26 protein-coding genes are annotated in these 22550 nt (G+C 63.9%); 12 read left to right on the plus strand and 14 right to left on the minus strand.

Annotation, left to right across the window (positions count from 1 at the left end):
* Positions 1–7 precede the first annotated feature (7 nt).
* On the plus strand, positions 8–2311 hold the full coding sequence (locus FHS50_RS05970) for a UvrD-helicase domain-containing protein (protein ID WP_456115179.1): 2304 nt from the start codon (positions 8–10) through the stop codon (positions 2309–2311).
* A 6-nt stretch (positions 2312–2317) separates the two neighbouring features.
* On the opposite strand, the gene FHS50_RS05975 is transcribed toward FHS50_RS05970, so the two are convergent.
* From FHS50_RS05975 to FHS50_RS05990, 4 genes are all read right to left on the minus strand, one after another.
* Positions 2318–2956: a Pr6Pr family membrane protein gene (locus tag FHS50_RS05975; protein WP_183933431.1), complete on the minus strand. Its 639-nt coding sequence runs from the start codon at positions 2954–2956 to the stop codon at positions 2318–2320.
* A 76-nt stretch (positions 2957–3032) separates the two neighbouring features.
* Entirely contained in the window at positions 3033–3266 is a 234-nt protein-coding gene (locus FHS50_RS05980; RefSeq protein WP_183933432.1) for a hypothetical protein, read from the minus strand.
* Positions 3267–3620: 354 nt separating this feature from the next.
* A complete protein-coding gene (locus FHS50_RS05985) occupies positions 3621–4586 on the minus strand; it encodes a L,D-transpeptidase family protein (protein ID WP_246332968.1) in 966 nt (321 codons plus the stop codon).
* A 46-nt stretch (positions 4587–4632) separates the two neighbouring features.
* The gene (locus FHS50_RS05990; protein ID WP_183933433.1) at positions 4633–5862 is read right to left on the minus strand and encodes a serine hydrolase domain-containing protein; all 1230 of its coding nucleotides are present in this window, start codon (positions 5860–5862) and stop codon (positions 4633–4635) included.
* A 168-nt stretch (positions 5863–6030) separates the two neighbouring features.
* Between FHS50_RS05990 and FHS50_RS05995 the strand changes: the two genes are divergently transcribed.
* The 4 genes from FHS50_RS05995 to FHS50_RS06010 are packed head-to-tail and all read left to right on the plus strand — an operon-like array spanning position 6031 to position 9241.
* Positions 6031–6351, plus strand: coding sequence for a hypothetical protein (locus FHS50_RS05995; protein ID WP_183933434.1), 321 nt, complete (start codon positions 6031–6033; stop codon positions 6349–6351).
* On the plus strand, positions 6351–7025 hold the full coding sequence (gene pyrF, locus FHS50_RS06000; RefSeq protein WP_183933435.1) for an orotidine-5'-phosphate decarboxylase: 675 nt from the start codon (positions 6351–6353) through the stop codon (positions 7023–7025). Before FHS50_RS05995 ends, pyrF begins: the two co-directional genes overlap by 1 nt.
* Before the next feature lie 54 nt (positions 7026–7079).
* Positions 7080–7934, plus strand: a complete 855-nt coding sequence (gene accD / locus FHS50_RS06005; RefSeq protein WP_183933436.1) for an acetyl-CoA carboxylase, carboxyltransferase subunit beta — start codon at positions 7080–7082, stop codon at positions 7932–7934.
* Positions 7934–9241, plus strand: a complete 1308-nt coding sequence (locus FHS50_RS06010; protein ID WP_183933437.1) for a bifunctional folylpolyglutamate synthase/dihydrofolate synthase — start codon at positions 7934–7936, stop codon at positions 9239–9241. The genes accD and FHS50_RS06010 overlap by 1 nt, the downstream gene beginning before the upstream one ends.
* Here the strand turns inward: FHS50_RS06010 and FHS50_RS06015 are convergent.
* Positions 9238–10944: an AmpG family muropeptide MFS transporter gene (locus FHS50_RS06015; protein ID WP_183933438.1), complete on the minus strand. Its 1707-nt coding sequence runs from the start codon at positions 10942–10944 to the stop codon at positions 9238–9240. The two genes, FHS50_RS06010 and FHS50_RS06015, sit on opposite strands and share 4 nt — an antisense overlap.
* A gap of 153 nt (positions 10945–11097) precedes the next feature.
* Between FHS50_RS06015 and FHS50_RS06020 the strand changes: the two genes are divergently transcribed.
* Positions 11098–12264: an aromatic ring-hydroxylating oxygenase subunit alpha gene (locus FHS50_RS06020; protein ID WP_183933439.1), complete on the plus strand. Its 1167-nt coding sequence runs from the start codon at positions 11098–11100 to the stop codon at positions 12262–12264.
* Here the strand turns inward: FHS50_RS06020 and FHS50_RS06025 are convergent.
* Positions 12249–12677: a response regulator gene (locus FHS50_RS06025; RefSeq protein WP_183933440.1), complete on the minus strand. Its 429-nt coding sequence runs from the start codon at positions 12675–12677 to the stop codon at positions 12249–12251. The two genes, FHS50_RS06020 and FHS50_RS06025, sit on opposite strands and share 16 nt — an antisense overlap.
* A gap of 20 nt (positions 12678–12697) precedes the next feature.
* Here FHS50_RS06025 and FHS50_RS10705 point away from each other — a divergent pair, with 20 nt between their 5' ends.
* Together FHS50_RS10705 and rsmD are read left to right on the plus strand one after the other, a co-directional pair.
* Positions 12698–13516: a pseudouridine synthase gene (locus FHS50_RS10705; RefSeq protein ID WP_183933441.1), complete on the plus strand. Its 819-nt coding sequence runs from the start codon at positions 12698–12700 to the stop codon at positions 13514–13516.
* A complete protein-coding gene (rsmD, locus tag FHS50_RS06035) occupies positions 13513–14061 on the plus strand; it encodes a 16S rRNA (guanine(966)-N(2))-methyltransferase RsmD (protein ID WP_183933442.1) in 549 nt (182 codons plus the stop codon). The genes FHS50_RS10705 and rsmD overlap by 4 nt, the downstream gene beginning before the upstream one ends.
* On the opposite strand, the gene FHS50_RS06040 is transcribed toward rsmD, so the two are convergent.
* Both FHS50_RS06040 and FHS50_RS06045 read right to left on the minus strand, forming a co-directional pair.
* A complete protein-coding gene (locus FHS50_RS06040) occupies positions 14062–14526 on the minus strand; it encodes a hypothetical protein (protein WP_183933443.1) in 465 nt (154 codons plus the stop codon).
* 12 nt (positions 14527–14538) lie between these two features.
* The gene (locus FHS50_RS06045; RefSeq protein ID WP_183933444.1) at positions 14539–15144 is read right to left on the minus strand and encodes an SOS response-associated peptidase; all 606 of its coding nucleotides are present in this window, start codon (positions 15142–15144) and stop codon (positions 14539–14541) included.
* Positions 15145–15290: 146 nt separating this feature from the next.
* Here FHS50_RS06045 and FHS50_RS06050 point away from each other — a divergent pair, with 146 nt between their 5' ends.
* Both FHS50_RS06050 and FHS50_RS06055 read left to right on the plus strand, forming a co-directional pair.
* Positions 15291–15623, plus strand: coding sequence for a glycine zipper 2TM domain-containing protein (locus FHS50_RS06050; RefSeq protein WP_183933445.1), 333 nt, complete (start codon positions 15291–15293; stop codon positions 15621–15623).
* A 130-nt stretch (positions 15624–15753) separates the two neighbouring features.
* Positions 15754–16878 (plus strand): hypothetical protein, encoded by a 1125-nt coding sequence (locus tag FHS50_RS06055; protein ID WP_183933446.1) that lies wholly within the window; start codon positions 15754–15756, stop codon positions 16876–16878.
* Here FHS50_RS06055 and FHS50_RS06060 read toward each other — a convergent pair.
* From FHS50_RS06060 to FHS50_RS06075, 4 genes are all read right to left on the minus strand, one after another.
* On the minus strand, positions 16856–17200 hold the full coding sequence (locus tag FHS50_RS06060; RefSeq protein ID WP_183933447.1) for a DUF2794 domain-containing protein: 345 nt from the start codon (positions 17198–17200) through the stop codon (positions 16856–16858). The two genes, FHS50_RS06055 and FHS50_RS06060, sit on opposite strands and share 23 nt — an antisense overlap.
* Positions 17197–17877, minus strand: coding sequence for a serine O-acetyltransferase EpsC (gene epsC, locus FHS50_RS06065; protein WP_183933448.1), 681 nt, complete (start codon positions 17875–17877; stop codon positions 17197–17199). Before epsC ends, FHS50_RS06060 begins: the two co-directional genes overlap by 4 nt.
* A 96-nt stretch (positions 17878–17973) precedes the next feature.
* Positions 17974–18495, minus strand: a complete 522-nt coding sequence (locus FHS50_RS06070; RefSeq protein ID WP_183933449.1) for a carboxymuconolactone decarboxylase family protein — start codon at positions 18493–18495, stop codon at positions 17974–17976.
* Between the two features lie 113 nt (positions 18496–18608).
* Positions 18609–19154 (minus strand): peroxiredoxin, encoded by a 546-nt coding sequence (locus tag FHS50_RS06075; RefSeq protein ID WP_183933450.1) that lies wholly within the window; start codon positions 19152–19154, stop codon positions 18609–18611.
* A 127-nt stretch (positions 19155–19281) separates the two neighbouring features.
* Here FHS50_RS06075 and FHS50_RS06080 point away from each other — a divergent pair, with 127 nt between their 5' ends.
* A complete protein-coding gene (locus FHS50_RS06080; RefSeq protein WP_183933451.1) occupies positions 19282–20199 on the plus strand; it encodes a hydrogen peroxide-inducible genes activator in 918 nt (305 codons plus the stop codon).
* Here FHS50_RS06080 and FHS50_RS06085 read toward each other — a convergent pair.
* Both FHS50_RS06085 and pgsA read right to left on the minus strand, forming a co-directional pair.
* On the minus strand, positions 20161–20472 hold the full coding sequence (locus FHS50_RS06085) for a hypothetical protein (RefSeq protein ID WP_183933452.1): 312 nt from the start codon (positions 20470–20472) through the stop codon (positions 20161–20163). The two genes, FHS50_RS06080 and FHS50_RS06085, sit on opposite strands and share 39 nt — an antisense overlap.
* A 58-nt stretch (positions 20473–20530) precedes the next feature.
* Positions 20531–21103, minus strand: coding sequence for a CDP-diacylglycerol--glycerol-3-phosphate 3-phosphatidyltransferase (gene pgsA / locus FHS50_RS06090; protein WP_183933453.1), 573 nt, complete (start codon positions 21101–21103; stop codon positions 20531–20533).
* A 144-nt stretch (positions 21104–21247) separates the two neighbouring features.
* Here pgsA and FHS50_RS06095 point away from each other — a divergent pair, with 144 nt between their 5' ends.
* Complete coding sequence (locus tag FHS50_RS06095; RefSeq protein WP_183933454.1) at positions 21248–22546, plus strand: MFS transporter; 1299 nt, start codon at positions 21248–21250, stop codon at positions 22544–22546.
* The last annotated feature ends 4 nt before the right edge of the window (positions 22547–22550 follow it).

Genomic DNA, 22550 nt, shown 5'->3' on the forward strand with positions numbered 1-22550 from the left:
TTCACGCGTGACCGAATCCGCCCCTCCCGTTCCCCAGTCCGAACCGCCCTATATCAAGGGACTGAACCCGCCCCAGCGCGAAGCCGTGCTCACGACCGAGGGGCCGGTGCTGATGCTGGCCGGGGCCGGAACGGGCAAGACCGCCGCGCTCACGGCGCGGCTTGCGCATCTCATCGCCAGCCGCCTTGCCTGGCCGAGCCAGATCCTCGCGGTGACCTTTACCAACAAGGCCGCGCGCGAGATGAAGGAGCGCATCTCGCAGATCACCGGCGGCGCGGTGGAGGGCATGCTCTATCTCGGCACCTTTCACGCGGTGTGCGCGCGGATGCTGCGCGTCCATGCCGAGCTGGTGGGGCTGCAATCCAATTTCACGATCATCGACCCCGACGACCAACTGCGCCTTCTGAAGCAGCTCATCCAGGCGGCCAATGTGGATGACAAGCGCTTTCCCGCGCGCCAGCTGGCCGGCCTGATCGACCAGTGGAAGAACAAGGGCCTCACCCCAGACAAGGTGAGCGCCGCCGATGCGGAGGCCTATGCCAATGGCAAGGGGCAGGAACTCTATGCCCAATATCAGGAGCGGCTGCGCGCGGTGAATGCCGCCGATTTCGGCGACCTGCTTTTGCATATGCTGACCATCTTCAAGGCGCATCCCGATGTGCTGGAAAGCTATCGCGACCGGTTCCGCTACATCCTCGTGGACGAATATCAGGATACCAATGCGAGCCAGTATGAATGGCTCAAGCTGCTCGCCGCGCCGCGCAACAATATCTGCTGCGTGGGTGATGACGACCAGTCGATCTATTCGTGGCGCGGGGCCGAAGTGGCCAACATCCTCCGTTTCGAGAAGGATTTTCCCGACGCCACGATCATCCGGCTCGAGCAGAATTACCGCTCGACCGGCCATATTCTCGCCGCGGCAGGCGGAGTGATCGCGCATAATTCGGGCCGGCTGGGCAAAGAATTGTGGACCGAGGCGGGCATGGGCGAGAAGGTCCGCGTGATCGGTGTCTGGGACGGCCCCGAGGAAGCGCGGCGCGTCGGCGAGGAAATCGAGAACCATGTCTCGAAAGGCGGCAGCCTCAACGATTGCGCGATCCTCGTACGCGCGCAGCACCAGACGCGCGAGTTCGAAGACCGCTTCATCGCGATCGGGATCGACTATCAGATCATCGGCGGTTTCCGTTTCTACGAGCGCGCCGAGATCCGCGACGCCATCGCTTACCTCCGCCTCGTCAACCAGCCTGCCGACGACCTGGCGTTCGACCGGATCGTCAATACGCCCAAGCGCGGGCTGGGCGACAAGGCCGTGGCGACCATCCACCGCTATGCGCGGGCGGCGGGCGAGCCCCTGCTGATGGCGGCGGCGAACATCCTCGACACCGACGAATTGCGACCCGCGGCGCGCAATGCGCTGGCCCGTTTCGTGGGCGATATCGCGCGCTGGCGACAGATGGCGGGCGAGCTTCCCCATGCCGAGCTGGCGCGGATCATCCTCGATGAATCGGGCTATACGGCGATGCTGCAGGCGGACAAGTCGGCCGAGGCGGCGGGGCGTCTCGACAACCTTTCCGAACTTACCCGCGCGATGGAGGAATATGAGACGCTCGAGGCTTTCCTCGAGCATGTCAGCCTGGTGATGGACAATGACGCCAGCAAGGACGGCGAACGGGTGACGATCATGACCATCCATGCCGCCAAGGGCCTGGAATTCCCGCTGGTTTTCCTTGCCGGCTGGGAGGAAGGGCTGTTCCCGTCGCAGCGCGCGCTCGACGAAGGCGGGCTGGCGAGCCTCGAGGAAGAGCGCCGCCTTGCCTATGTCGCGATCACCCGCGCGCGTGAAAAGGCCATCATCTTCCATGCCGCCAACCGCCGCATTTATGGCCAGTGGACCAGTTCCATTCCCTCGCGCTTCGTCGAAGAGCTTCCCGAGGATCATGTCGAGGAAGAAACCACCATGTCGGGCGGTGAAAGTCTGTGGCGCGCGCAGTGGAGCGAACATGACGATCCCTTCGCCCATGTCGCCCGTCCCGGCCGCCGTGGCCCCGGCTTCCAGCGCGCGATGAACAGCAGCGGCTCAGCCGCTAGCCGCGCCGACCGCATCCGCTCCGCCAAAGGCCCCATCGAAGCCAAGGGAAGCGCCGTCAGCCTCGGCAACAAGGGCCGCGGCGACCTGGAAGTGGGCCAACGCGTGTTTCACGAGAAGTTCGGATACGGGACGGTCGAGGCGATCGAAGGCAACAAGCTTGAAGTTGAGTTCGAGCATGCCGGGAAGAAGCGAGTGCTGGACAGTTTCGTCAGCGCGGGCTGATCCGCCTCAGTTGGGCGACCTCGCGTAAGGGGGCAGCCGGGACATTCCCCATGCCAGCAGGAAGAAGGCGAAGCTGAGGGCGAGCAGGCTGACCGACATCCCGCCCAGGCCCTGCTGTTCGGGGTCGAGAAACCAATAGGCATACCAGTCGTCATTCGCGCCTCGCAGCAGGGCGTAACCTGCATAGCCAAGCGGCCAGCCCATTGCTGCGGCAGCGTCACGAGTGCGCAGATTGCCGTCATGCATTCGCCACCAGAGCAAAGCGAAGAGGATCGGCTGGAGCGTGTGGAGGATGATGTCGGCGACCAGTTGCCAGCCCGTGGGCTGCCACAGGCCTGCGAGCAGCGCCCAATAGGCCGCGCCGACGAAAATGATGGCGGCGGTGAAGACGAGCCGCGCGCGGGCTCGCGTCAATGCGCCTCGATGGCCGAGCGCGAGGAGACTGGCGACGACGGCGACGCCGATATTGGTGAGAATGGTGAAATAGCCGAGGAAGCGCCACAGCCCCTCGCCGAGGCCCATCTGGCCGACGAGCAGCCATGCCTGCAGCAGGAGAGCGGTCCAGCCCATCAGGGCGATGAGGCCCGCGAAGATCTTCACCCCTTTCATCGACCCACGCATCGCCCAGCCGTCCCGCTCGGGCAAGCCCTCCTTTGCCCAAAAGGAAAGCGGGCCGACCTTTCGGTCCGCCCGCCTTGTCCTGTTCAGCGATGAAAAGGCGTCAGGCCTGCGCGAGTTCGCCTTCCTTCTTGGCCTCGGCTTCGGCGCGCATCTTGGCCTTGCGCTGTTCCTCGGCGGCGCGAAGTTTGTCGGCGGCAATCGCCCGGTTCGCCAGTTTTTCCCAACTGCGCGCGGCGCGCTCGTGCAGGGCCCTTACGCGTACCAGCGTCGCAGCTTTTGCCTTGGCGCGTTCCTCTTTCATACGGTCGATCAGGAATTCGGTCTGGTGGGCCAAATGGCTTCTCCTCAAACAAAAAACGCGAACCCGGGCGGGCTCGCGTTGGCGTGGCTTCAGACAGGCAGTCGGGCATGAACGCCCGGAACGCGACCTGTCACTGTGGGAAAGTCGCACAACAAAAAGCCGCGGTCGCGGCGCATGGCATGAAGCCTGGGGGGAAGTGTGCTTCTCTCGATGGAAACCATCTTAAAGGAAAACCGAAAAAAACGCAAAAATCTGCCAATTTCGGGATTCCTTTACGCGAGCGAACCAAAGAAAGGGGGCCTGCCCGGCAAAGGCAGGCCCCTCGAAGGCAAAAAATACTGCCTTATTCCGGCCCGATTCGCGCGACGGCAAAGGGGCGCGGCGGGCTTAGAGGAATTCGACCTTGGTTCCTTGGCTGACCGCCTTGGCGAGCCGCTGTGCATCCCAATTGGTCAAGCGCACGCAGCCATGGCTGGCGGTCTTGCCGATCTTGGCCGGATCGGACGAGCCGTGGATGCCATAGCCATCCTTGGCAAGATCGATCCAGATGCCGCCGACCGGATTGTTCGGGCCCGCGGGGATGACCAGGGTCTCGTCCCCTCCCCATTGCTGGTCGGACGGGTCGAAGGTGTAATTGGCTTCCGGCGCGACGGCATTGACCGTCATCGAGCCCGAGGGACTGGGAAATTCGCTCGACCCTACGGTGGCGGGGAAGGATGCGAGGATCTTTCCGTCCTCGTCAAAGGCGCGCAGTTCGTTGGCCGATCCCTCGATCTCGATCCGCGCGACATCGCCGATGCTGCCCGGCTGCTGGGCGACCACGACGATGCTCTTTCCTTCGCCATATTTCACGCCCGGGTTGAGCGCCTTCAGAAGGCCCTCGCTCATGCCAAATTTCTCGGCGAGCTTCTCGCTCAGCGAGGCATAACCGACGCGGCCGGTCTCGGCCATTTTCTTCATCGAGGAAGCCGGCGAACGGAAATCGCCCGAGGCATCCTCGGCGCTGATTTCATATTTTTCGAGAAGCGGGCTGCCCGTGTTGCTGCGGAGCGCCGACAGGGTCTTGTCGTCGAGCTTGCCGGTGACGTCGAGGCCCTTGGCTTTCTGGAAGGAACGGATCGCCCGCTCGCTATTGCCGCCGGGGTAGCCATCGATCACGCCTGGCGAATGCTGGGCCGCTGCGAGCATGATCTGGGCGGCGAGCATCTGCTGGTCGCGCTTGCCCGCGAAGGGGCCCGACGGAAGGCTCACGCCCCATTGAGGCGAGGCGTTCGCATCGGATTGCTGGGTGGCGGTGGAGGGAGCGGCAAGCACAAGGCTTGCCGCGGCGAATGCGGGGATCAATGTTTTCATGCTCTTTCAACGCCTTGGGAGGCGTCGAAGTTGCAATTACGGAGGATCAGCCCTTGTCGATCTCCAGCCAGTCGCGATGTTCGAGCTGGTAGGCAAGGTCCATGAGCTCGAACTGGAGACCGGTGGGCTTGCCCGCATTGCTGTTCCACATCGCGACCACGCCGGTCTTCATCTCGGGATCGAAAAGGATGAGCGAGCGATAGCCATCCACCCCGCCGCGATGGCCAACGAGCCGTCGACCCGCATAGTCGTAGATGCGCCAGCCGAGGCCGTAGCGCGGATCGCCGACACGTTCGCGGAAGTTGCGCAAGCGGCGATTTTCGTTGGGCGTGGCGACGCGCGGTTCATGCGCCAGCGACAAGGCCTTGCCTGACAGGACATCGGGGAAGAGGCCCATCTGCGCCTGGAGCCAGGTCGCCAGATCCTTGATATTGCTGTTCACCCCGCCTGCGGCCGGAACGCGATAATAGGCTTCCTGCACTTCAAGCGGACGTCGTCCTGCGCTGTGCGGACGCGCCCAATTCGGCGAATTGACGAGCCCTTCACGGTCGAGCGAGGCCGAGCGCATCCCCAAGGGACGGAACAGCTCGTTCTTCACCGCGGTCGCATAGGTGCGGCCCGTGATTTTCTCGACCACGTCGGTGGCCGCATCGAAAGCGACATTCTGGTAGGACCAGCAGGTACCGGGCGCGCAGGTCAGCTGGGTACCCATCAGGTCGCGGCGGATCTGGTCGGGGTCCTGCCCGTCCTCGAGCCGGTCGTCATAGGCATTGCGCCACAGGCCGAGCCGGTGGGAAAGCACGTCCTCGATCCGCGCCTGGCGCTGGGCGCCTTCGGGGAGCAGGAGATTGGCCGAATAGCGGGCAATGCTTTCATCGAGGCGCAACTTGCCTTCGTCGGCGAGCTTGGCGGCGAGGCTGCCCGCCACGCCCTTGGACACGCTGGCCCAGCGGAAGACGGTTTCGGGTGTGACCGGCTCGTCGCTTCCCGCCTCGGTGACGCCATAGCCCTTGAGGAAGGTGATCTCGCCATTTTCGACGACGCCCACCGCCATGCCGACCATATAGGGCTTTTCCATCAGCTGCCGGAGGCGCCGGTCGAAGCGGTCATAGTCGATCTGGTGCTGGTGAACGGGCGCGGCGATGCTCGCTTCGGCCCGAATGGGCGGAGGCGCGGGCGGAGTGTCACTGCCACTGGAGTGCTGGGGCAAGGCAAGTGCCAACCCGGCTGCGGCAACCAGGCCGCCGGCCCCTAGAAACGCACGGCGTTTCATCATGACATTTTGCACTCCCTCTCCCTGCCTTTTCCGGTGGCAAAGACCGGCCCGCGAAGCAAGATGGCAATTGCGAGGGGGCGGACGGGGCGAATCCTCCGTGCGACGAACCGCATGACTGGAAACATGCGCCGCTTGCGCCTAATGCGGGGCCAAGGGAGGCACGCCGACATGCAATTTCTGAAAACCATCTTCTGGGTGATCCTTGCCGTCGCGATCGCCATTTTCGCGACCGCCAACTGGCATGACGTGATGGTCGACCTGTGGGGCGACCTACGGATGGCGATCAAATTGCCCATCCTGCTCGGCCTCGTCTTTGCCGCGGGCTTCCTGCCGACGATGTTCTATTACCGCGCGCGCCTGTGGCGGCTGCGGCGGCGGCTCGAGCTTACCGAGCGCAACGTGGTGCAGGCACCGATGACCCCTCGCCCGCCTTCCGCGCCGCCCCGCGAAAGCGCGCCCCAGCCCTCCAGCCCCTTCGAGGCCAATTGATGTCCGGACCAGTTTACGTTGCGATCGACACGCCCGACATGGAACGCGCCCGGGCCATCGGCTCGGCGGTGCTCCGCCATGCCGGCGGGCTCAAACTGGGGCTGGAATTCTTCGTCCACAACGGGCGCAGGGGCGTGATGGAGATGGCCGAACTGGGCCTGCCCATCTTCCTCGATCTCAAGTTTCACGACATTCCCAACACGGTCGCCAAGGCGATCCACGCGATGTCGCCGCTCGTCCCGGCAATCCTCACCGTCCATGCGGGCGGGGGCCGCGCGATGATGGAAGACGCCAAGGCCGCGGCGCCAGAGGGCACCAAAGTCGTCGGCGTGACCGTGCTTACCAGTCTCGACAGCGACGATCTGGCAGCGGTGGGCTGCAAGGACGACCAGGACGGCCAGGTCGAACGGCTGGCCCGGCTGGCGCGCGAATCCGGGCTCGACGGCATCGTCTGTTCGGGCCGCGAAGTGGGGCAGGTTCGCAAATGGTGGGACGATGGCTTTTTCGTTGTTCCGGGCGTGCGGCCCGAGGGCTCGGCCAGCGCCGACCAGAAGCGCGTGGTCACCCCGCGCCGGGCGATGGACGATGGCGCATCGATCCTGGTCATCGGACGGCCCGTGACGCAGGCCGAGGATCCCGACCGCGCACTGCGCGAAATTGCCGCGACGCTGTAGACAGGCCGCCCTTCCCCGGTCTACCCGCACCCCGATCAACAGTTGAGGTAAGAGATGAGCTGGATCGACAAGGTTCGCAATGGCATTCCCTTTCTGCCCAAGCGGCAGGCCGAGGACCAGCTGTGGCACAAGTGCAAGAAGTGCGATGCCATGGTGTTCCTGCGCGAATGGGAAGGCAATGCCCATGTCTGCCCGCGCTGCGATTTCCATGATCGCATCGGCGTGAAGGAGCGGTTCGAACTGCTGTTCGACGACGGCAAGTGGGAAGAGTTGCCGAGCCCTGAGGTCCGCGAGGACCCGCTCAAGTTCCGCGATACCAAGAAATATACTGACCGCATGAAACAGGCCCGCGCCAAGACCCAGCGCAAGGACGCCCTCATCAATGCCAAGGGCAAGATCGACGGGCGGCCGGTCGTCGTCGGCGTACAGGACTTCGCTTTCATGGGCGGGTCGATGGGCATCGCGGTGGGTGCCGCCGTGGTCGCCGGCCTGCGTGCCGCGATCGAGGCGAAACGTCCCTACATCCTGTTCACCGCCGCGGGCGGCGCACGCATGCAGGAAGGCATCCTGTCGCTGATGCAGATGCCCAAGACCACGGTCGCGCTCCAGGAAATGAAGGATGCGGGCCTCCCGTACATCGTCGTCCTCACCGACCCGACCACCGGGGGCGTCACCGCCAGCTACGCGATGCTGGGCGACGTGCAGATCGCCGAACCCGGCGCATTGATCGGATTTGCCGGCCAGCGCGTCATCGAGCAGACCATCCGCGAGAAATTGCCCGAGGGCTTCCAGCGCGCCGAATATCTGCTCGAGCATGGCATGATCGACATGGTCGTGCATCGCCATGCGCTGAAGGAAAAGCTCGCCGGTCTCGTCGGCTATCTGACCGGGAACAAGGACGCCGCCTGATGGCCGACGGCGCGCGCTCGTCCCATGGGGGCGTGCAGGCGCAGCTCGACCGGCTGTCAGCCCTGGGCATGGGCGGCGATATCCTCGGGCTCGAGCGGATTGGCGAATTGTGCCGTCGGCTTAATGATCCGCAGGACCGCTTGCCACCGGTCTTCCATGTCGCGGGAACCAACGGCAAGGGCTCGACCATTGCATTCCTGCGTGCTGCATTCGAAGCGGGCGGGCGTCCGGTCCATGTCTTTACATCACCGCATCTCGTCCGCTTCAACGAGCGGATCCGCCTGGCTGGCGAATTGATCGGCGACGCGCCGCTGGCCGACTTGCTCGAAGAGGTGATCGACGCCGCCGCAGGCATGAAAGCGAGCTTTTTCGAGATCAGCACCGCGGCGGCTTTTCTCGCCTTCTCCCGGACGCCTGCCGACGCCTGCCTCATTGAAGTAGGATTGGGTGGTCGGCTCGATGCGACCAATGTCATTCCGGCGCCTGCCGCAACGGGGATTGCCGGGCTCGGCCTCGATCATCAGGCTTTTCTTGGCGACCGGCTCGACAGGATCGCGTTGGAAAAAGCGGGGATTGCCAAGCGCGGGGTGCCGCTGGTGATGCAATCCTATCCCCCCGAGATCGAAAGCCTGATCGTCGATCATGCCCTGTCAGTGGGCGCGAAACCCGTCATCCAAGGCCGCGACTGGGATATCGAACGAGTGGGCGCAGAACTTGTTTTCGAAGGGAAGACAAACCTCACTCTGCCGCTGCCTCGCCTTGAAGGCGCGCATCAATTTGCCAATGCGGGTCTTGCCGCGGCGATGCTTCAATATCAGGACGCACTTTCGATCGAGCCTGAAGCGGTCGCGTCCATGACCGAGCGGGCAAGCTGGCCCGCGCGTCTCCAGAAACTCGACAAGGGCAACCTTGCAGGGCTTCTTCCGAACCATGAATTATGGCTCGACGGCGGGCATAATGAGGATGCGGCAAGGGCGCTGGCGCGTTTCTTCGACGGCAGGAAGCTGCACCTCGTCTTCGGATTGCTGGCGAACCGCGATCCGTCCGTACTGCTTGCTCCTTTCGAGGGACTAGTGGAGGGCGTGACGGCCCTCCCCATCCACAGCCATGAGCATCATGAGCCGGCCATGCTCGCGGACGAGGCCCGACGGATCTTGGGCATCGAGCACGTCGGGACGGCGAGCGATGCGGAGCAAGCCATTTCTCTGCTGTCGACCGACATCGCCGGTGACCACGCCGTGTTGGTCTTCGGCTCGCTTTACCTTGCGGGCGAAGTTCTCGAGGCCAACGGCACCCTGCCCGACTAGGCGAATTCGGGTTCGGGCGGCGGGGCGTTGCGTTCGGCGAGGCCGATCTTGTGCTGGCGCCACCATTCGACGAGGCACAGCACCACCGCGATGCCGCCGATCGCCATGGTCAGCACGAAGACATAATAATAGCCCCGTTCCTCGATCATCTGGCCGAGTGCGCCGCGCCCCAGCGTGCCGACGAGCAGGGTAAGCGACGACAAGAGGGCATATTGCACCGCGCTATAGCCCTTCGCGACGATCGAGGAGAGGTAAGCGACGAAGGCCGCCCCCGCGAGACCGACCGCGATATTTTCGCCCGCAATGGCCATCATGAGCTTGGCAAGGCGCGGATCGCCGCCGAGGTTGGTCACCAGCCAGCTGAAGCCCGTGGCGTCGGACACGGCCTGCATGGTCGCCCCGCCTATCGCGAGATCGGCGTAGAGAAGATTGGTCGCGGCCGCGAGCACGGCGCCAAGCGTGAGAGCCGCCATGCGCCCGATCAGCGTGAGCAGAATGCCGCCGAGTACCAGCCCGAGCATCAGCGCGCCGACCCCGAAGAATTTGGACGCCACCGCGACCTCGTCCTTCGAATATTGGAGTTCGCCCAGGTAGAAAGGATAGGCGAAGCTGCCCCAGATCGCGTCGGTGATGCGATAGGTCAGGACCAGTCCGATGACGATGATCGTCGCCCAGCCGAGCCGACCGATGATTTCGGCAAGCGGGAGCACGAGCGCGCGATAGCCGAAATCGAGCGCACGGTCGGCGCTCGATTGCGCGGGCATGGCCTCGGTGAGGACATGGCGGCCCTTCTTCCGTAGGCCATTGAGCCAGGCCGCGATAAGCGCCGGGATAACCACCGTGGCGATGACGATGAGCGGTCCCTGCGTCGCGATGAAGGCGACGCTGTCGGGACGGGTTCCGGGGTCCGAGCCGAGCGAGCGCACCATGAAGATGCCGACATTGAGGAGCGCCCAACCCCATAATAGCGCGATCGCGAGCAATGCCCATTTGCGCACTGAGGGGTGGATCTGCCCCGCTTCGCGCAGGGTCGAGAGTTCCTTGCGCTCCTCCTCGATCCGCTCGGCGCTGCGTTCCGCGTCGGGCGCGAACAGGCCGAGCGCGCCGACGACCAGCATCGTCCCGCCGAAGGCCGCATAGGTCACGGGCCAGCCGAGCCGCTGCGCCATGAACAGTGCGAGCGCGCCACCCGCCAGCGCTGCCAGGCGATAGCCCATCTGGTAGACGGTCGAGAGAATGTCGATCGTCGCCACTTCGTCGGCGACATCGACGCGCCACGCATCGATCACGACATCCTGCGTCGCCGAAGCGAAGGCCCCGAGCCCCGCAAGCAGCGAAAACCAGCCAAGCGCGGTCTGCGGATTGAGCGTCGAGAGAATGACGAGGATCGCGCCCAGGAGAAGTTGCGCGGTGACGATCCACTGCTTGCGCTTGCCCAGCTTGCGCAGGATCGGAATGTCGACCCGGTCGAGCGCGGGCGACCAGAGAAATTTGAAGGCATAGGCCAGGCCGATGAGCGAGAAGACGCCCATCGTTTCCAGATCGACCTGGGCGTCCGAGAGCCAGGCGTAAAGCGTGCCAAGAAGAAGCGCATAAGGCAGGCCAGCCGCAAAACCGAACAGGAGCATATAGCCCGTCTTCTTGTGACGGATCGAACGCGCCAGCGTCCGCCAGCCCGGTTTGGTCTTCGCTTCTGCCGTCATAAGGGCTCCCTTGTCATGGCCATGCGCTGTTTTCGGCTGTCGCCGGCGATGCCGACGCTAGCAGCTTGTGCGCTAGGGGAAAGAGGCTGAACGCAACTTGACCTGATTTTCGCAAAACTTGACTTGCGTTATAAAAAGAGGAGGCGCACCATCATGTGCATGGCCGTCCCCAAGCCCGCTCGTCACCCCACCGAAGGACAAGTTGCCCTGGCCGAAGCCCTCGCGCGGGGCGAGACATGGCAGGGCGAGGAAATCCATCGCCTGTCGACTGCCCGCTATACCGATCAGGCAAGGCACGAGCTGGAGCGGGAGCTGATTTTCGGCAAGCGGCCGGTACCGCTCATTCCCTCCGCGCTCTTGCCCCATCCCGACATGGCGGTCGCGCATGACGATTATCGACGGCCGCTCGTGATCACCCGCGATTCCGAGGGCGAGGTCCATGTGCTGGCCAATAGCTGCGCGCATCGCGGGACCCGCCTCGTCGATGAGCGGCGCCCGATTCCCGCACGCAAGATCGTATGCCCCTATCACGCCTGGGTCTATCGTTCGGACGGAAGCCTTGCGGGCCTGCCCCGGCAGGACAGCTTTCCGGGTCTGTGCAAGGATGATCACAATCTCGTGCGCTACGCCGCGCATGAATGTGGCGACATCATCTGGGGAGCGTTCGGCAAAGATCCCGATTTCTCGCGCCTCGATGCGCTATGCGAGGATCTCGAAGCGCTCGGACTGGGCGACATGGCACTCTACAAGAGGCGCACGCACCGCGTGAAAGCCAATTGGAAGATGGTGATGGACGCGTTTCTTGAAAGCTATCATGTCAAGCGGCTGCACCAAGACACGATCGCCGAATACTTCGCCGATGCGGTCGCGACGGGCGACGTCATGGGCGACCATCAGCGATTTGCCGTCGGACGCACCGAATATGCCGCGCAGGTCGATACGAGCGACTGGCAGCAGGTTCGCGAAGTCGCAACCTTCACCTACCAGATCTTCCCTAACGGCGTGCTGGTGGTCAGCCCCGACTATGCCAATCTTCTGGTCGTGATGCCGGGCCGCAAGGTCAATCGCTGCCGGGTCGAGAATTTCATGCTCGTCCCCGGCGATGCCGACCCGGGCGAATTCGCGCCGCGCTGGGAGAAGAGCTGGCGACTGCTCGATGAAGGCACCTTCGGGAAGGAGGATTTCGGCGCGGCGGCACTGTGCCAGGCGGGGGTCGATGGCGGGGTTCAGACCGAAATGCTGGTCGGCACGCTGGAGGCAGGCATGACTCGTTTTCACGACCTCATCGACAGGGAAATCGGCATTCAGGCGTCCGAATAAAGCGTGAGGCCGGTCGGCGCCTTGGGAGATTCGCCCGCGAGCAGGCGATCGACCGTGTCGATCGCATCGCGCAATTGCCGGTCGCTATAGGGCTTTACCAGCGAACCGAGCGCATAGGCGGCACATTGCTTGGGCGGATTGCCGGTCGCGAAGAGAACGGGCACTCCGGCTTCATGCGCCGCGGCGGCGACGTCGATGCCGCTCTTCTCGCTCGCCAGCTTGACGTCGCAAAGGACCAGGTCGACTTCGCTTTGCTCCAGGTCGGCGATCGCATCGTCATAATTGTCGCGCGTTCCCACGACCTCATAGCCCAGCCGTTCGAGCCGCTGTTCATTGTCAAACGCCACCAACGGCTCATCCTCGACGATGAGCACGCGCTTGATCAGCCGCTTTTTCTTTCCGAACAGCACCATGTCCCCTAAGAGCCAGACCCGTGACACAGGATAAGCGCCAGAAGCGGCCCGGCGGTTCCCGCCGGAAGCCCCCGACCGATAAAAAAAGTCGCGCGCCGCGGAGCGCGCCTGCCCCGCGCGAGACCGGACCGCAGCGGATCGCCAAGCTGCTCGCTCGCGCGGGCGTGGCATCGCGTCGCGAAGTCGAGCGGATGATCGCCGACGGCCGGATCGCGATCAACGGCACCCGGGTCGAAACGCCCGCGACCCTCTTGGAGACGATCGAGGGGGTGACGGTCGACGGAAAACCGGTCGAGAAGCCCAAGGCGACCCGGCTCTACCTTTTCTACAAGCCCAACCTCTGCCTGACCGCCGCACGCGATCCCAAGGGGCGCAAGACCATCTATGACGTGCTGCCCGAAGGGCTGCCGCGCCTGATGCCGATCGGTCGACTCGACTATAATACCGAGGGCCTGCTGCTCCTCACCAATGATGGCGAGTTCAAGCGGCAGATGGAATTGCCATCCACCGGCGTAGTGCGCAGCTATCGCGCCCGTGCTTTCGGCACCGTCAGCCAGGCGCAACTTGAAGAACTTGCCGAGGGCGTGACCGTGGACGGCGTTCGCTATGGCCCGATCGACGCCAATCTGGAGCGGCGGACCGGGCGCAACTGCTGGATCGAACTCAGCCTCAAGGAAGGCAAGAACCGCGAAGTGCGCAACGTGCTCGCGCATCTCGGCCTGCAGGTCTCGCGCCTCATCCGGACGAGCTATGGACCCTTCCAGCTGGGCGGAATGCAGCCGGGCCAGATCGGCGAAGTCGAACGCAACGCGCTGTTCCGTTACCGGAAGACCCTGTGAGGGTCATCGCCGGACAATATCGGGGCCGACCTCTTGCGGCCCCCGAAGGTCGTGCGACCCGCCCGACCGCGGACCGCACGCGCGAAACGCTTTTCTCGATGGTGACCAGCCGGATCGGGAGCATGGGGGAATTGTGGGTGGCCGACCTTTATGCGGGTTCGGGCGCGCTCGGCATCGAAGCGCTGTCACGCGGCGCGGCCAAGGCGGTGTTCGTCGAGACCGACCGGGCCGCAATCGCCGCCATCCGCGCCAATCTTGCGACCTTGCAGATCGGCCATCTCGCCGAGGTGCGCCAGCTTTCGGCCGCGGCGCTCCCGCCCTTGTCGGGGCGGCCCTACGACCTAGTGCTTGCCGACCCGCCTTATGCGCCGGGAAGCGGCAGCGCAGTGATCGAAGCGGTCGAAAAGGCCGACTGGCTCGCGCCCGGCGGCTGGATGGCGGTCGAGACCGACGCCAAGGAGAGCTGCGAACCGGGCGGGTTTGCCCTCGAGGCCGAGCGCAAGGTGGGGCGCGCGCGCCTTACCCTTTTACGCCGCCCGGCCTGATCAATTCTCGTCGTCGTCGCTTTCCTCGCGGCGGGCTTTTGCTTCCTCGAATTCGGCCATCAGCCGCTTGCCAATCGCCGCCGCAGCTGCCGCACCGGCCAATTTGAGCGCTTCCTTCGAGCCGGTGGACTTGCCCCGCGCGCTGGTGACCTTCTTTTCTGCCAGGGCGCCGACCGCAGCCACCGCGCCTGCCGCGACGAGATCGGCAACGAGGGGATGGTCGGCCAGCTTGCCGAGCGCATCCAATCCCTCTTCCTTGATCTTGCCTTTTTTGCCCTTCTTCTCGCTGGTGCCTTCGGTCTCTTCCTCGATCGCGACGGCGACGCGGACCTTCTTTTCCTTCTTGGCCTTCTTCTTCTCTTTCTTGGCCTTCTTGGTTTTCTTGGCTTTCTTGGGCTTCACCTCTTCGGCCGTACCGGCGTCTGCCACGGCGTCGCCGACCTCTTTCTTCTTCTTCGTCGCCATCTTTCGGGCCTCCTAGCTGATCTGGATCATGTCGGTGTCGGGGTAAGGCTGCGCAAGGGCTTCGACATCCTCGAACCCTCCTTCGAGCCAGCGGTCATGGTCGCGGGGCGCCAGCATCACGGGCATGGCCTTGGGATGCACCTCGCCCACGATCCTGTTGGGGGCACAGGTCAGGAATGCCATGTAATTTTCTTCCCCGCCCGGCCGCCAGATTCCGGCAAAGGCGAACAGCGGGTCTTCCCCGCCCTTGGCCTCGCCGGTTCCGAACCAATGCTTGACCTTTCGCCCGGTGGCGGGATCGGGGGCCTGGCTCCATTCGCAGAAGCGCGTGACCGGCACAAGGCAGCGCCGTTCGGGGTTGTTGAGCGCCGATCGCCAGAAGGGCGAGGTAAGATTGCGCACGTTCGTTACCGGCCTGCCTTTCGCCGCCTGCGGGCCGGGAAAACCCCAGGTCATCAACGAATAGGTCAGTTCGCTTTCCTCGCGGTGCAGGACGGGGGCCTTCTGGCCAGGATAGATTTCCGGAAAAGCCAGCAAATTGGCGCGGTCGCCTTTGAAGGGACCGAACAATTGGCGCATCGCATCGACGCTCGCGGTCATGCTGTAAAGATTGCACATACCAGGCCTTTCTTCTCACCCCCCGATCCGCAACGCTTCATCGTTAACCATGCTCCCCTCGGTTAATCTGACATCCCTGTTGCCAGCGGTTCAGCATCAAAGGCGCACGCCTGTTGCCAGTGAAGTTTAACCAAGGGAGACCTCCCATGAAGAATGCCATGTTGATCGCCATTTCCGCCGCCACGCTGACTGCGCCGATGGCCGCGACTCCGGCCTTTGCCGACCATGACCGTTACGAGCGCCAGTCGCGCTATTATGACGGCCCGGTATGGCAGGACCGCCGCGGCTATTATCGCTGCAAGCGGACCAACGGCACCACCGGCATGCTCTTCGGCGCGGCCAGCGGCGCGCTCATCGGTCGCGCGATCGATACGCGCGGCGAACGGGCCACCGGCACGATCATCGGCGCTGCCGTCGGCGCGCTTCTCGGCCGCGAAGTGGAAAAGGGCCTCAAGTCCAAGCGCTATCGCTGCCGCTAACAGTAAGGCCGGTGTCGTCACCCAGTCCCCCCATTTACGGGACGGCACCGGCCGCCCTTATTGCCCTGCTGTATTGACACATTAATACACCTCTGTCTATGCTCTCTCCAACTTCCCCGGGAGAGCATGCATGTATAGCCAGCAGGAACTCGACGACGCCGTGGCGGCCGGAGCGATCAATCGCGAAGCCGCCAATTCGCTACGCGCTTTCGTTGCCGCGCAGCGCTCCGCGCCCGCGGTCGACGAAGAACATTTCCGCCTGATCACGGGCTTCAACGACATCTTCGTGGCGCTGGCCAGCATCATCCTTCTCGTAGCGGTGGGCTGGATCGGACAGGCGATCGGACAGGGATTGAATTTCGCCCTGCCCGGTGGCGGCCCCTCCCCGCTTGCCGGTGCCGCGGTGGCTGCAGCCGCTTGGGGGCTGGCGACCTATTTCACCGCCAAGCGACGCATGGCGCTTCCTTCCATTCTCCTCATGCTCGCCTTTGTCGGCGGGACATTCTGGGCGGTCGGTAGCCTTCTGGCCGTCATCGTGGCGGCCTCGATTGCCGAGCCCAGCGAGCAGATCGGCGGCTTCCTTGCCGCCCTCGCCGCGGCAATCACCGCAGGCGCGGCCTGGCTGCATTGGAAGACCTTCCGCGTGCCGATCACCGTGGCCGCCGGGGCCGCAGCTGTGGCGGGGATCGTCGCGGGTATCACCGCGGGCGTACTTGCGGGGTCGATCGGCGATGAAGCTCTCAAGACGGTGATGCTGACCGTGGTACTGCTGCTCGGCCTCGGCATCTTCGCCTATGCGATGCGCTGGGACATGAGCGATCCGGGCCGAGTTACGCGCCGCTCTGATGTCGCATTCTGGCTGCATCTTCTTGCCGCGCCGATGATTGTCCACCCGGTCTTCACCCTCCTTGGACTGAATGACGGGCATGCGACGATCGGCGAAGGTCTGCTCGTCATTGCGCTCTACATCGCTCTCGGTATCGCGGCTCTGGCAATCGACCGGCGCGCGCTTCTCGTCTCGGGGCTGGCCTATGTGATCTGGGCCCTGTCGGACATGTTCGAACAGTTCGGCGCGATCGAACTCAACATCGCGCTCACCGCGCTGGTGATCGGGTCGGCGCTGCTGCTTCTGTCGGCATTCTGGCACCAGGCCCGGTCGTCGATTATCGCCAGGCTGCCCGAAGGATGGCAAGCGCGGCTGCCGCATCCCAGCCGTCTTGCGGTGGCGGAGGCTAGTCCCGAACCAAGCGCATGAGCCGCCGTTCGAGCGGGGCCAGCACCTGATGGAGCTCATGGCCCCGCTTGAGCGTCTGCCCATGCTCGGCAATCAAGGCGAACGCCCCCTGCTTTCGTGAAAGCGCGGGGCGTTTTTCGATGCGGATTTCGGGATTTTCCGACGTCCGGCGAAAAGCCGCGAACACTGCGACATCGGCTTCCATGCGGATGGCATAGTCGCGCCAATGACCCGCCGCGACCATCCGCCCGTAAAGGTCGATGATCGTCATGAATTCGCGTCGGTCGAAAGATGCCGCCGGCTGCCGGTCAGGCCGTCGGGGGAACAGCGTCACGACGCTCAAGCGCTGCGACTCCGCCGTTCTTCCGCGGCATCGCGCGCGGCCTTGATCTGAGCGCGCAATCGCTCGATCTCGCGCTCGAGCTCGCACAGCTTGGCCTGCACGGGATCGGTCAGTTCCTCGCAAGGCGTGCCATAGGGCACGAACCCGCTGCTCGTTTCGGCATCCACCGGAATGGGCCGCGCGACGGGGCCGACCATCGTCGCGCCCGGCGCGACATTCTTGGTGACGACCGCATTGGCGCCGACGCGCGCTCCCTTGCCGACCGTGATCGGGCCGAGAATCTGCGCCCCCGAACCCACCACCACGTCATCCTCCAGAGTCGGGTGGCGCTTGCCACCGATGCCGTCGAAAGGGCTTGTGCCGCCCAGCGTGACGCATTGGTAGATGGTGACGCGGTCGCCGATGTCGGCGGTTTCGCCGATCACCGTGAAGCCATGGTCGATGAACAGGTTTCGCCCGATCCGGGCGCCGGGATGGATGTCGATCGCCGTGATCGCCCGGCTGAGATGATTGACCATCCGCGCCAGGAAATAGAGCCTTCCGCCCCACAGCCAGTTGGCGAGGCGATGCAGCCCCAGTGCGAGGACACCGGGATAGAAAAGCACTTCCCAACGGCTGCGCGCCGCAGGGTCGCGTGCCTTGATGCTGTCCAGATAGGCGATCAGCCCGTTAGCCAAGGAAGTTCCTTTTCTCTGCCTTACACCTGTCAATGTAGGCATCCGCAGCGCACAAGAAAAGCCGCGCCCGATAAGACGCGGCTTTCCTTTGCGAAATCAAAGCGTTGGATGCACCGTCGCAATCGCTTTCATGACCGAGGCGATGCGCACCGCTGTCTGGATCGCGTCGGCTTTTATGCCATGCTGGACGAGGATCTTTTCATGGCTGTCGATGCATAGGCCGCAGCCGTTCATTGCCGACACCGCCACGCTGAACAGCTCGAAATCGACCTTTTCGACACCATGCGTTGCGATGAAATTCATGCGCAGGCGCGCAGGCATCGCGGCATATTCCTCGTTCCCGGCAAGATGGGTGAAGCGATAATAGACATTGTTCATCGCCATCACCGCCGCCGCGCCGCGAGCGGCATCGGCAAACTTGGGATCGAGACGATCGGCAACTTCGGCTTCGGCGGCATCGACGAGCGGCTTGTAACCGCTGCCATGCGCACAGGCGAGGATGAGCCCGAGCTTGCGCTCCTCGGCAAGCGACTGGTCGTTGAGAAGGCTGGACAGGTTGAGCTTCAGATCCTTGGCGTAGGACGGAAAATTCTCGGTAAGCGCCTTGAGGGCGGACATGGGCACGGCTCCCTTGTGGCAAGGACGGTCGGGAAAAGCGGGTTTTCGCAAAAAAATGTGGCGGGGACGCGGGGGGTCTGGGGGGAGAAATCCGCCTCCCCGCCACGGCTGGATCAGGCGGCGGCGGGTTTGAGAACCTCTTCGCCTTCGGTCCAGTTGCAGGGACACAGTTCGTCGGTCTGCAGCGCATCGAGAACGCGCAGCGTCTCGGTGGGATTGCGGCCAACGTTAAGGCCATTGACCGTGACATGCTGGATCACATTGTCCGGGTCGATGATGAAGGTCGCGCGATAGGCCACGCCTTCTTCCTCGTTGAGGATGCCGAGAGCTTCGGCGAGCTTCTTGCTGTTGTCGGCCAGCCAGGGGAAGTCGGCATTGGCCAGCTGCTCGTCCGAACGGCGCCATGCGAAGTGGACATGGCTGGTGTCGGTCGAAGCGCCGATCAGCACGGCATCACGGTCGGCGAAATCGTCCTTCAGCTCGCCATAGCCGACGATTTCGGTCGGACAGACGAAGGTGAAGTCCTTGGGCCAGTAGAACAGGATCTTCCACTTTCCATCGGTTTCGCCGAGGTCGTACATTTCATCGGCGGGAAGCTGCGACGTCCCCTGCTGAACGGGAATCTTGAGGGCGGGAATCTTGTCGCCAACGCTAAGCATGCTCACTCCTGTTTCTTTCGGTTTTCATGATTTGCTGCAACGCAGCATCGTGGTTGCCGAGGCGATGTAGGTAGGCGTTGCTTATCGTTCAAGACGATTATATCGATGGCGCTGACAGGATAAATCGATGATTGTGCACCTACCGACGATCAAGCAGCTGCAATATCTGGTGGCGCTGCGCGAACATGGACATTTCGGCCGCGCCGCCGAGCATGTGTTCGTCACGCAGAGCACGCTTTCGGCAGGCATCCGCGAACTGGAATCGCTGCTGGGCACCACGCTGGTCGAGCGCACGCGGCGCGTGGTCCGCTTCACCCCGCTGGGCAACAAGATCGCCGACAAGGCGCGCCAGGTGCTGGCCGAAACCGAGGCGCTGGCCGCCCTTGCCCGCGCCGAGGGCAAGCCCCTGTCGGGCGAGTTGCGGATGGGCGTCATCCCCACCATCGCGCCCTTCATCCTGCCCAGCCTTTTGCCGCGCCTGCGCTCCAACTGGCCCGAGTTGAAGCTGTTCCTGCGCGAGGAAACCAGCCAGGCGGCGTGCGAAGCGCTGCACAGCGGTCGGCTCGACTGCGTGTTGCTCGCAATGCCTTATGCATGCGGTGATGTCGAACAGGCGGCGATTTTCGATGATCGGCTGTTCGTCGCCTTTCCCGCGGGCGAAGCCCCCGACGTCAAGGCGATCCACCCCGACGAGATTGAGGAAGGGCGCCTCCTCTTGCTCGAGGACGGCCATTGCCTGAAGGACCATGCCCTGTCGGCGTGCAACCGCCCTGAAATCCGCGCCTCGGCGGCGATGATGGGCACTTCGCTCCATACGCTGGTGCAGATGGTCGACAATGGTCTCGGGCTGACCTTCGTGCCCGAAATGGCGCTGCGTGCGGGCATCCTCGATCACACGGGGATCGAGGCGCGCCCCCTCGATACCGCCAATGCCGCGCGCAAGGTGGCGCTGGCCTGGCGCCGCAACAGTCCGCGCGAAGAGGAATTCCAGATGCTGGCGGAAACCCTACGGACGCTCACTGCCCAATTGGTCGAGGCCGAGTAGCCAGCGGTCGAGCCGCACCGCCGCGACCGGCGCTTCGGGCAGCGAAAGATTGAGCGCGGCGCGATGCTCCATGATCCAGCGCAGACATTCGGGGCGGCTGTCGAAGGTCGGGAAACGCGTGCGGCTGGGCTTTAGCGACCGCCGGTCCACGAGGAAGCGCGCGCCTTTGCGGCAACCCGGCGCGCCCGCCCAGTCGCGGCGCGGCGCAGTTACTGCGGGCACCCAATAGGTGCGCGCCGGATCGAGCATATCCACATCGCGTCGATGCATCATTTCTCTCCGGGGCCGTCACGGCCCGGGAAAGACTAGTCGATCTTGCCGCTTTGTCGAATCAGTCCATGTGCTTGAGGCCGACGCGCAGATAGTCGTAGCCCGTGATGAGGGTGAGGATCGCGGCGCCCCACAGGCTGGCGATGCCGACCTGATGGATCCAATAATGCGCGGGTATGGCCCCGCCGAGGATGAGTGCGCCGAGCGCCACGAGCTGCAGCGTCGTCTTCCATTTTGCGAGGCGGCTGACCGGAACCGAGACATTGAGCGGGCCCAGAAATTCGCGCAGCCCCGACACGATGATTTCGCGAAGAAGGATCACCAGTGCGGGAATGATCGACAGTCCCGCGATCACCGGCTCGGGCTCGTCGGCGACGCGCCGCGTGGCGACCAGCATGATGATCACCGCGACCACCATGATCTTGTCGGCGATGGGATCGAGAAATTGGCCCAGCCGGCTGATCTGTCCATGCGCCCGTGCGAGATAGCCGTCGAAATAGTCGGTAAAGCCGACGATCGAATAGAGGATGAAAGTGATCGCATAGTCGATCGGGCTGGGCTTCCAGAGCAGCCAGACAAGGATCGGTACCGCGAGGATGCGGGACAGGGTCAGGATGTTGGGCAGCGTCAGCATGCACTCCTGCCTATTCGATTGGCACGGAAAGGCCAAAAGATTTTGCCGTTGCTGGCAGGCGCGCGGCTGTTATGTCTGGTCGGCGCATTGGCAGGAAGGGGGTCCGATCGTGCAGTTCGCCATGACAGGTCCGGCCCGCGCCTGATGCAGGACAGCATGCACCTCATGCGCACGCGGCGGTTCGCTCCGCTGTTCGCCACCCAGTTCGCGGGTGCATTCAACGACAATCTCTATCGCACCGCGATGGTCCTGCTGGTGATCTACGGCATCTATGGCGATGCCACGCGCGAAGCGACCTTCAGTGCACTGGCGGGCGGACTGTTCATCCTGCCCTTTTTCCTTTTCTCGGCCTTCGCGGGCCAATTCGCCGACAGCCATGACAAGGCGATGATCGTCCGGCGGGTCAAGAATGCCGAAATTCTCATCATGGCGCTCGGCGCGGCGGGCCTCCTGCTTCAAAATGTCACCCTGCTGCTTGCGATGCTATTCGCCACGGGGCTGCAATCGACGATCTTCGGCCCGATCAAATATGCGGTCCTTCCTCAGCATCTCGAAAAGGGCGAAGTGCTGGGTGGGACCGGACTGGTCGAAGCGGGCACTTATCTCGCCATTCTTCTCGGCACGATCGCGGGTGGGCTGGTGATCGTCGCCGAACCCGATGGCAGCCTTCATGCCTTCTGGGGTGCGGGGCTGGTGGTGTTCATCGCGCTACTGGGACGACTGGCGGCAGGCGCCATCCCCCCTGCCCCGCCTGAGAAGGACATGGCGGATGCGCCGATGGACTGGAACGTCCTTCGGTCATCGATCGCCCTTGTCCGGACCTCGATGCACCGCCCCCGGGTGCGGCTCGCAATCATCTCGATCAGCTTCTTCTGGGCGATGGGCGCGGTGCTCGCCGCGCAATTCCCGCCACTGGTCAAGAATGCGCTGCAGGCCGACCAGCAGGTCGCGACCATCTTCCTCGGCGCTTTCTCGGTCGGCGTTGCGACCGGCTCGGTGCTGGTGAACCGGCTTCTGCGCGGCAAGGTGAGTGCGCGGTACAGCCCGCTTTCCGCGCTACTGATGGGTCTGTTCGTGCTCGATCTCTACCGCCGCGTACGTGCGTTCGACCCGGGCCAGGAAGGCCTGCTCAGCATTTCGCAATTCCTCTCGCACCCGCACGGCGGGCTGGTCATCCTCGACCTGTTCGGCGTGGCCGCGATGGGGGGAATGTTCGTGGTGCCTCTTTATGCCTATCTCACCACCCATGTCGGCAAGAACGAGACCGCGCGCACCATTGCCGCCAACAATATCGTGAACAGCGGTTTGATGGTGCTGGCGACGCTCATCCTCACCTTGTCGGTACAGCTAGGGGTGACCGTGGCCGACAGCCTGCTCATCGTCGCGGTTGCGACGGTCGTATCGGCATGGTTCGGGTGGCGGCTGCACCGCGTGGCGGACTAGGCGA

This window comes from Sphingomicrobium lutaoense (genome assembly GCF_014195685.1).
Lineage (GTDB): Bacteria > Pseudomonadota > Alphaproteobacteria > Sphingomonadales > Sphingomonadaceae > Sphingomicrobium > Sphingomicrobium lutaoense.

What these genes read in the sequence shown, in the direction of transcription:
- pgsA (WP_183933453.1), bottom strand. Translation starts at nt 21,103, where the DNA reads ATGCTGACGCTGCCCAACATCCTGACCCTGTCCCGCATCCTCGCGGTA.
- FHS50_RS06070 (WP_183933449.1), bottom strand. Translation starts at nt 18,495, where the DNA reads ATGTCCGCCCTCAAGGCGCTTACCGAGAATTTTCCGTCCTACGCCAAG.
- FHS50_RS05985 (WP_246332968.1), bottom strand. Translation starts at nt 4,586, where the DNA reads ATGAAAACATTGATCCCCGCATTCGCCGCGGCAAGCCTTGTGCTTGCC.
- pyrF (WP_183933435.1), top strand. Translation starts at nt 6,351, where the DNA reads ATGTCCGGACCAGTTTACGTTGCGATCGACACGCCCGACATGGAACGC.
- FHS50_RS05990 (WP_183933433.1), bottom strand. Translation starts at nt 5,862, where the DNA reads ATGATGAAACGCCGTGCGTTTCTAGGGGCCGGCGGCCTGGTTGCCGCA.
- FHS50_RS06085 (WP_183933452.1), bottom strand. Translation starts at nt 20,472, where the DNA reads ATGATGCATCGACGCGATGTGGATATGCTCGATCCGGCGCGCACCTAT.
- FHS50_RS06075 (WP_183933450.1), bottom strand. Translation starts at nt 19,154, where the DNA reads ATGCTTAGCGTTGGCGACAAGATTCCCGCCCTCAAGATTCCCGTTCAG.
- FHS50_RS06025 (WP_183933440.1), bottom strand. Translation starts at nt 12,677, where the DNA reads ATGGTGCTGTTCGGAAAGAAAAAGCGGCTGATCAAGCGCGTGCTCATC.
- FHS50_RS06020 (WP_183933439.1), top strand. Translation starts at nt 11,098, where the DNA reads ATGTGCATGGCCGTCCCCAAGCCCGCTCGTCACCCCACCGAAGGACAA.
- accD (WP_183933436.1), top strand. Translation starts at nt 7,080, where the DNA reads ATGAGCTGGATCGACAAGGTTCGCAATGGCATTCCCTTTCTGCCCAAG.
- FHS50_RS06095 (WP_183933454.1), top strand. Translation starts at nt 21,248, where the DNA reads ATGCAGGACAGCATGCACCTCATGCGCACGCGGCGGTTCGCTCCGCTG.
- FHS50_RS06045 (WP_183933444.1), bottom strand. Translation starts at nt 15,144, where the DNA reads ATGTGCAATCTTTACAGCATGACCGCGAGCGTCGATGCGATGCGCCAA.
- FHS50_RS06055 (WP_183933446.1), top strand. Translation starts at nt 15,754, where the DNA reads ATGTATAGCCAGCAGGAACTCGACGACGCCGTGGCGGCCGGAGCGATC.
- FHS50_RS06010 (WP_183933437.1), top strand. Translation starts at nt 7,934, where the DNA reads ATGGCCGACGGCGCGCGCTCGTCCCATGGGGGCGTGCAGGCGCAGCTC.
- FHS50_RS06050 (WP_183933445.1), top strand. Translation starts at nt 15,291, where the DNA reads ATGAAGAATGCCATGTTGATCGCCATTTCCGCCGCCACGCTGACTGCG.
- FHS50_RS06040 (WP_183933443.1), bottom strand. Translation starts at nt 14,526, where the DNA reads ATGGCGACGAAGAAGAAGAAAGAGGTCGGCGACGCCGTGGCAGACGCC.
- FHS50_RS06080 (WP_183933451.1), top strand. Translation starts at nt 19,282, where the DNA reads ATGATTGTGCACCTACCGACGATCAAGCAGCTGCAATATCTGGTGGCG.
- FHS50_RS06015 (WP_183933438.1), bottom strand. Translation starts at nt 10,944, where the DNA reads ATGACGGCAGAAGCGAAGACCAAACCGGGCTGGCGGACGCTGGCGCGT.
- FHS50_RS05995 (WP_183933434.1), top strand. Translation starts at nt 6,031, where the DNA reads ATGCAATTTCTGAAAACCATCTTCTGGGTGATCCTTGCCGTCGCGATC.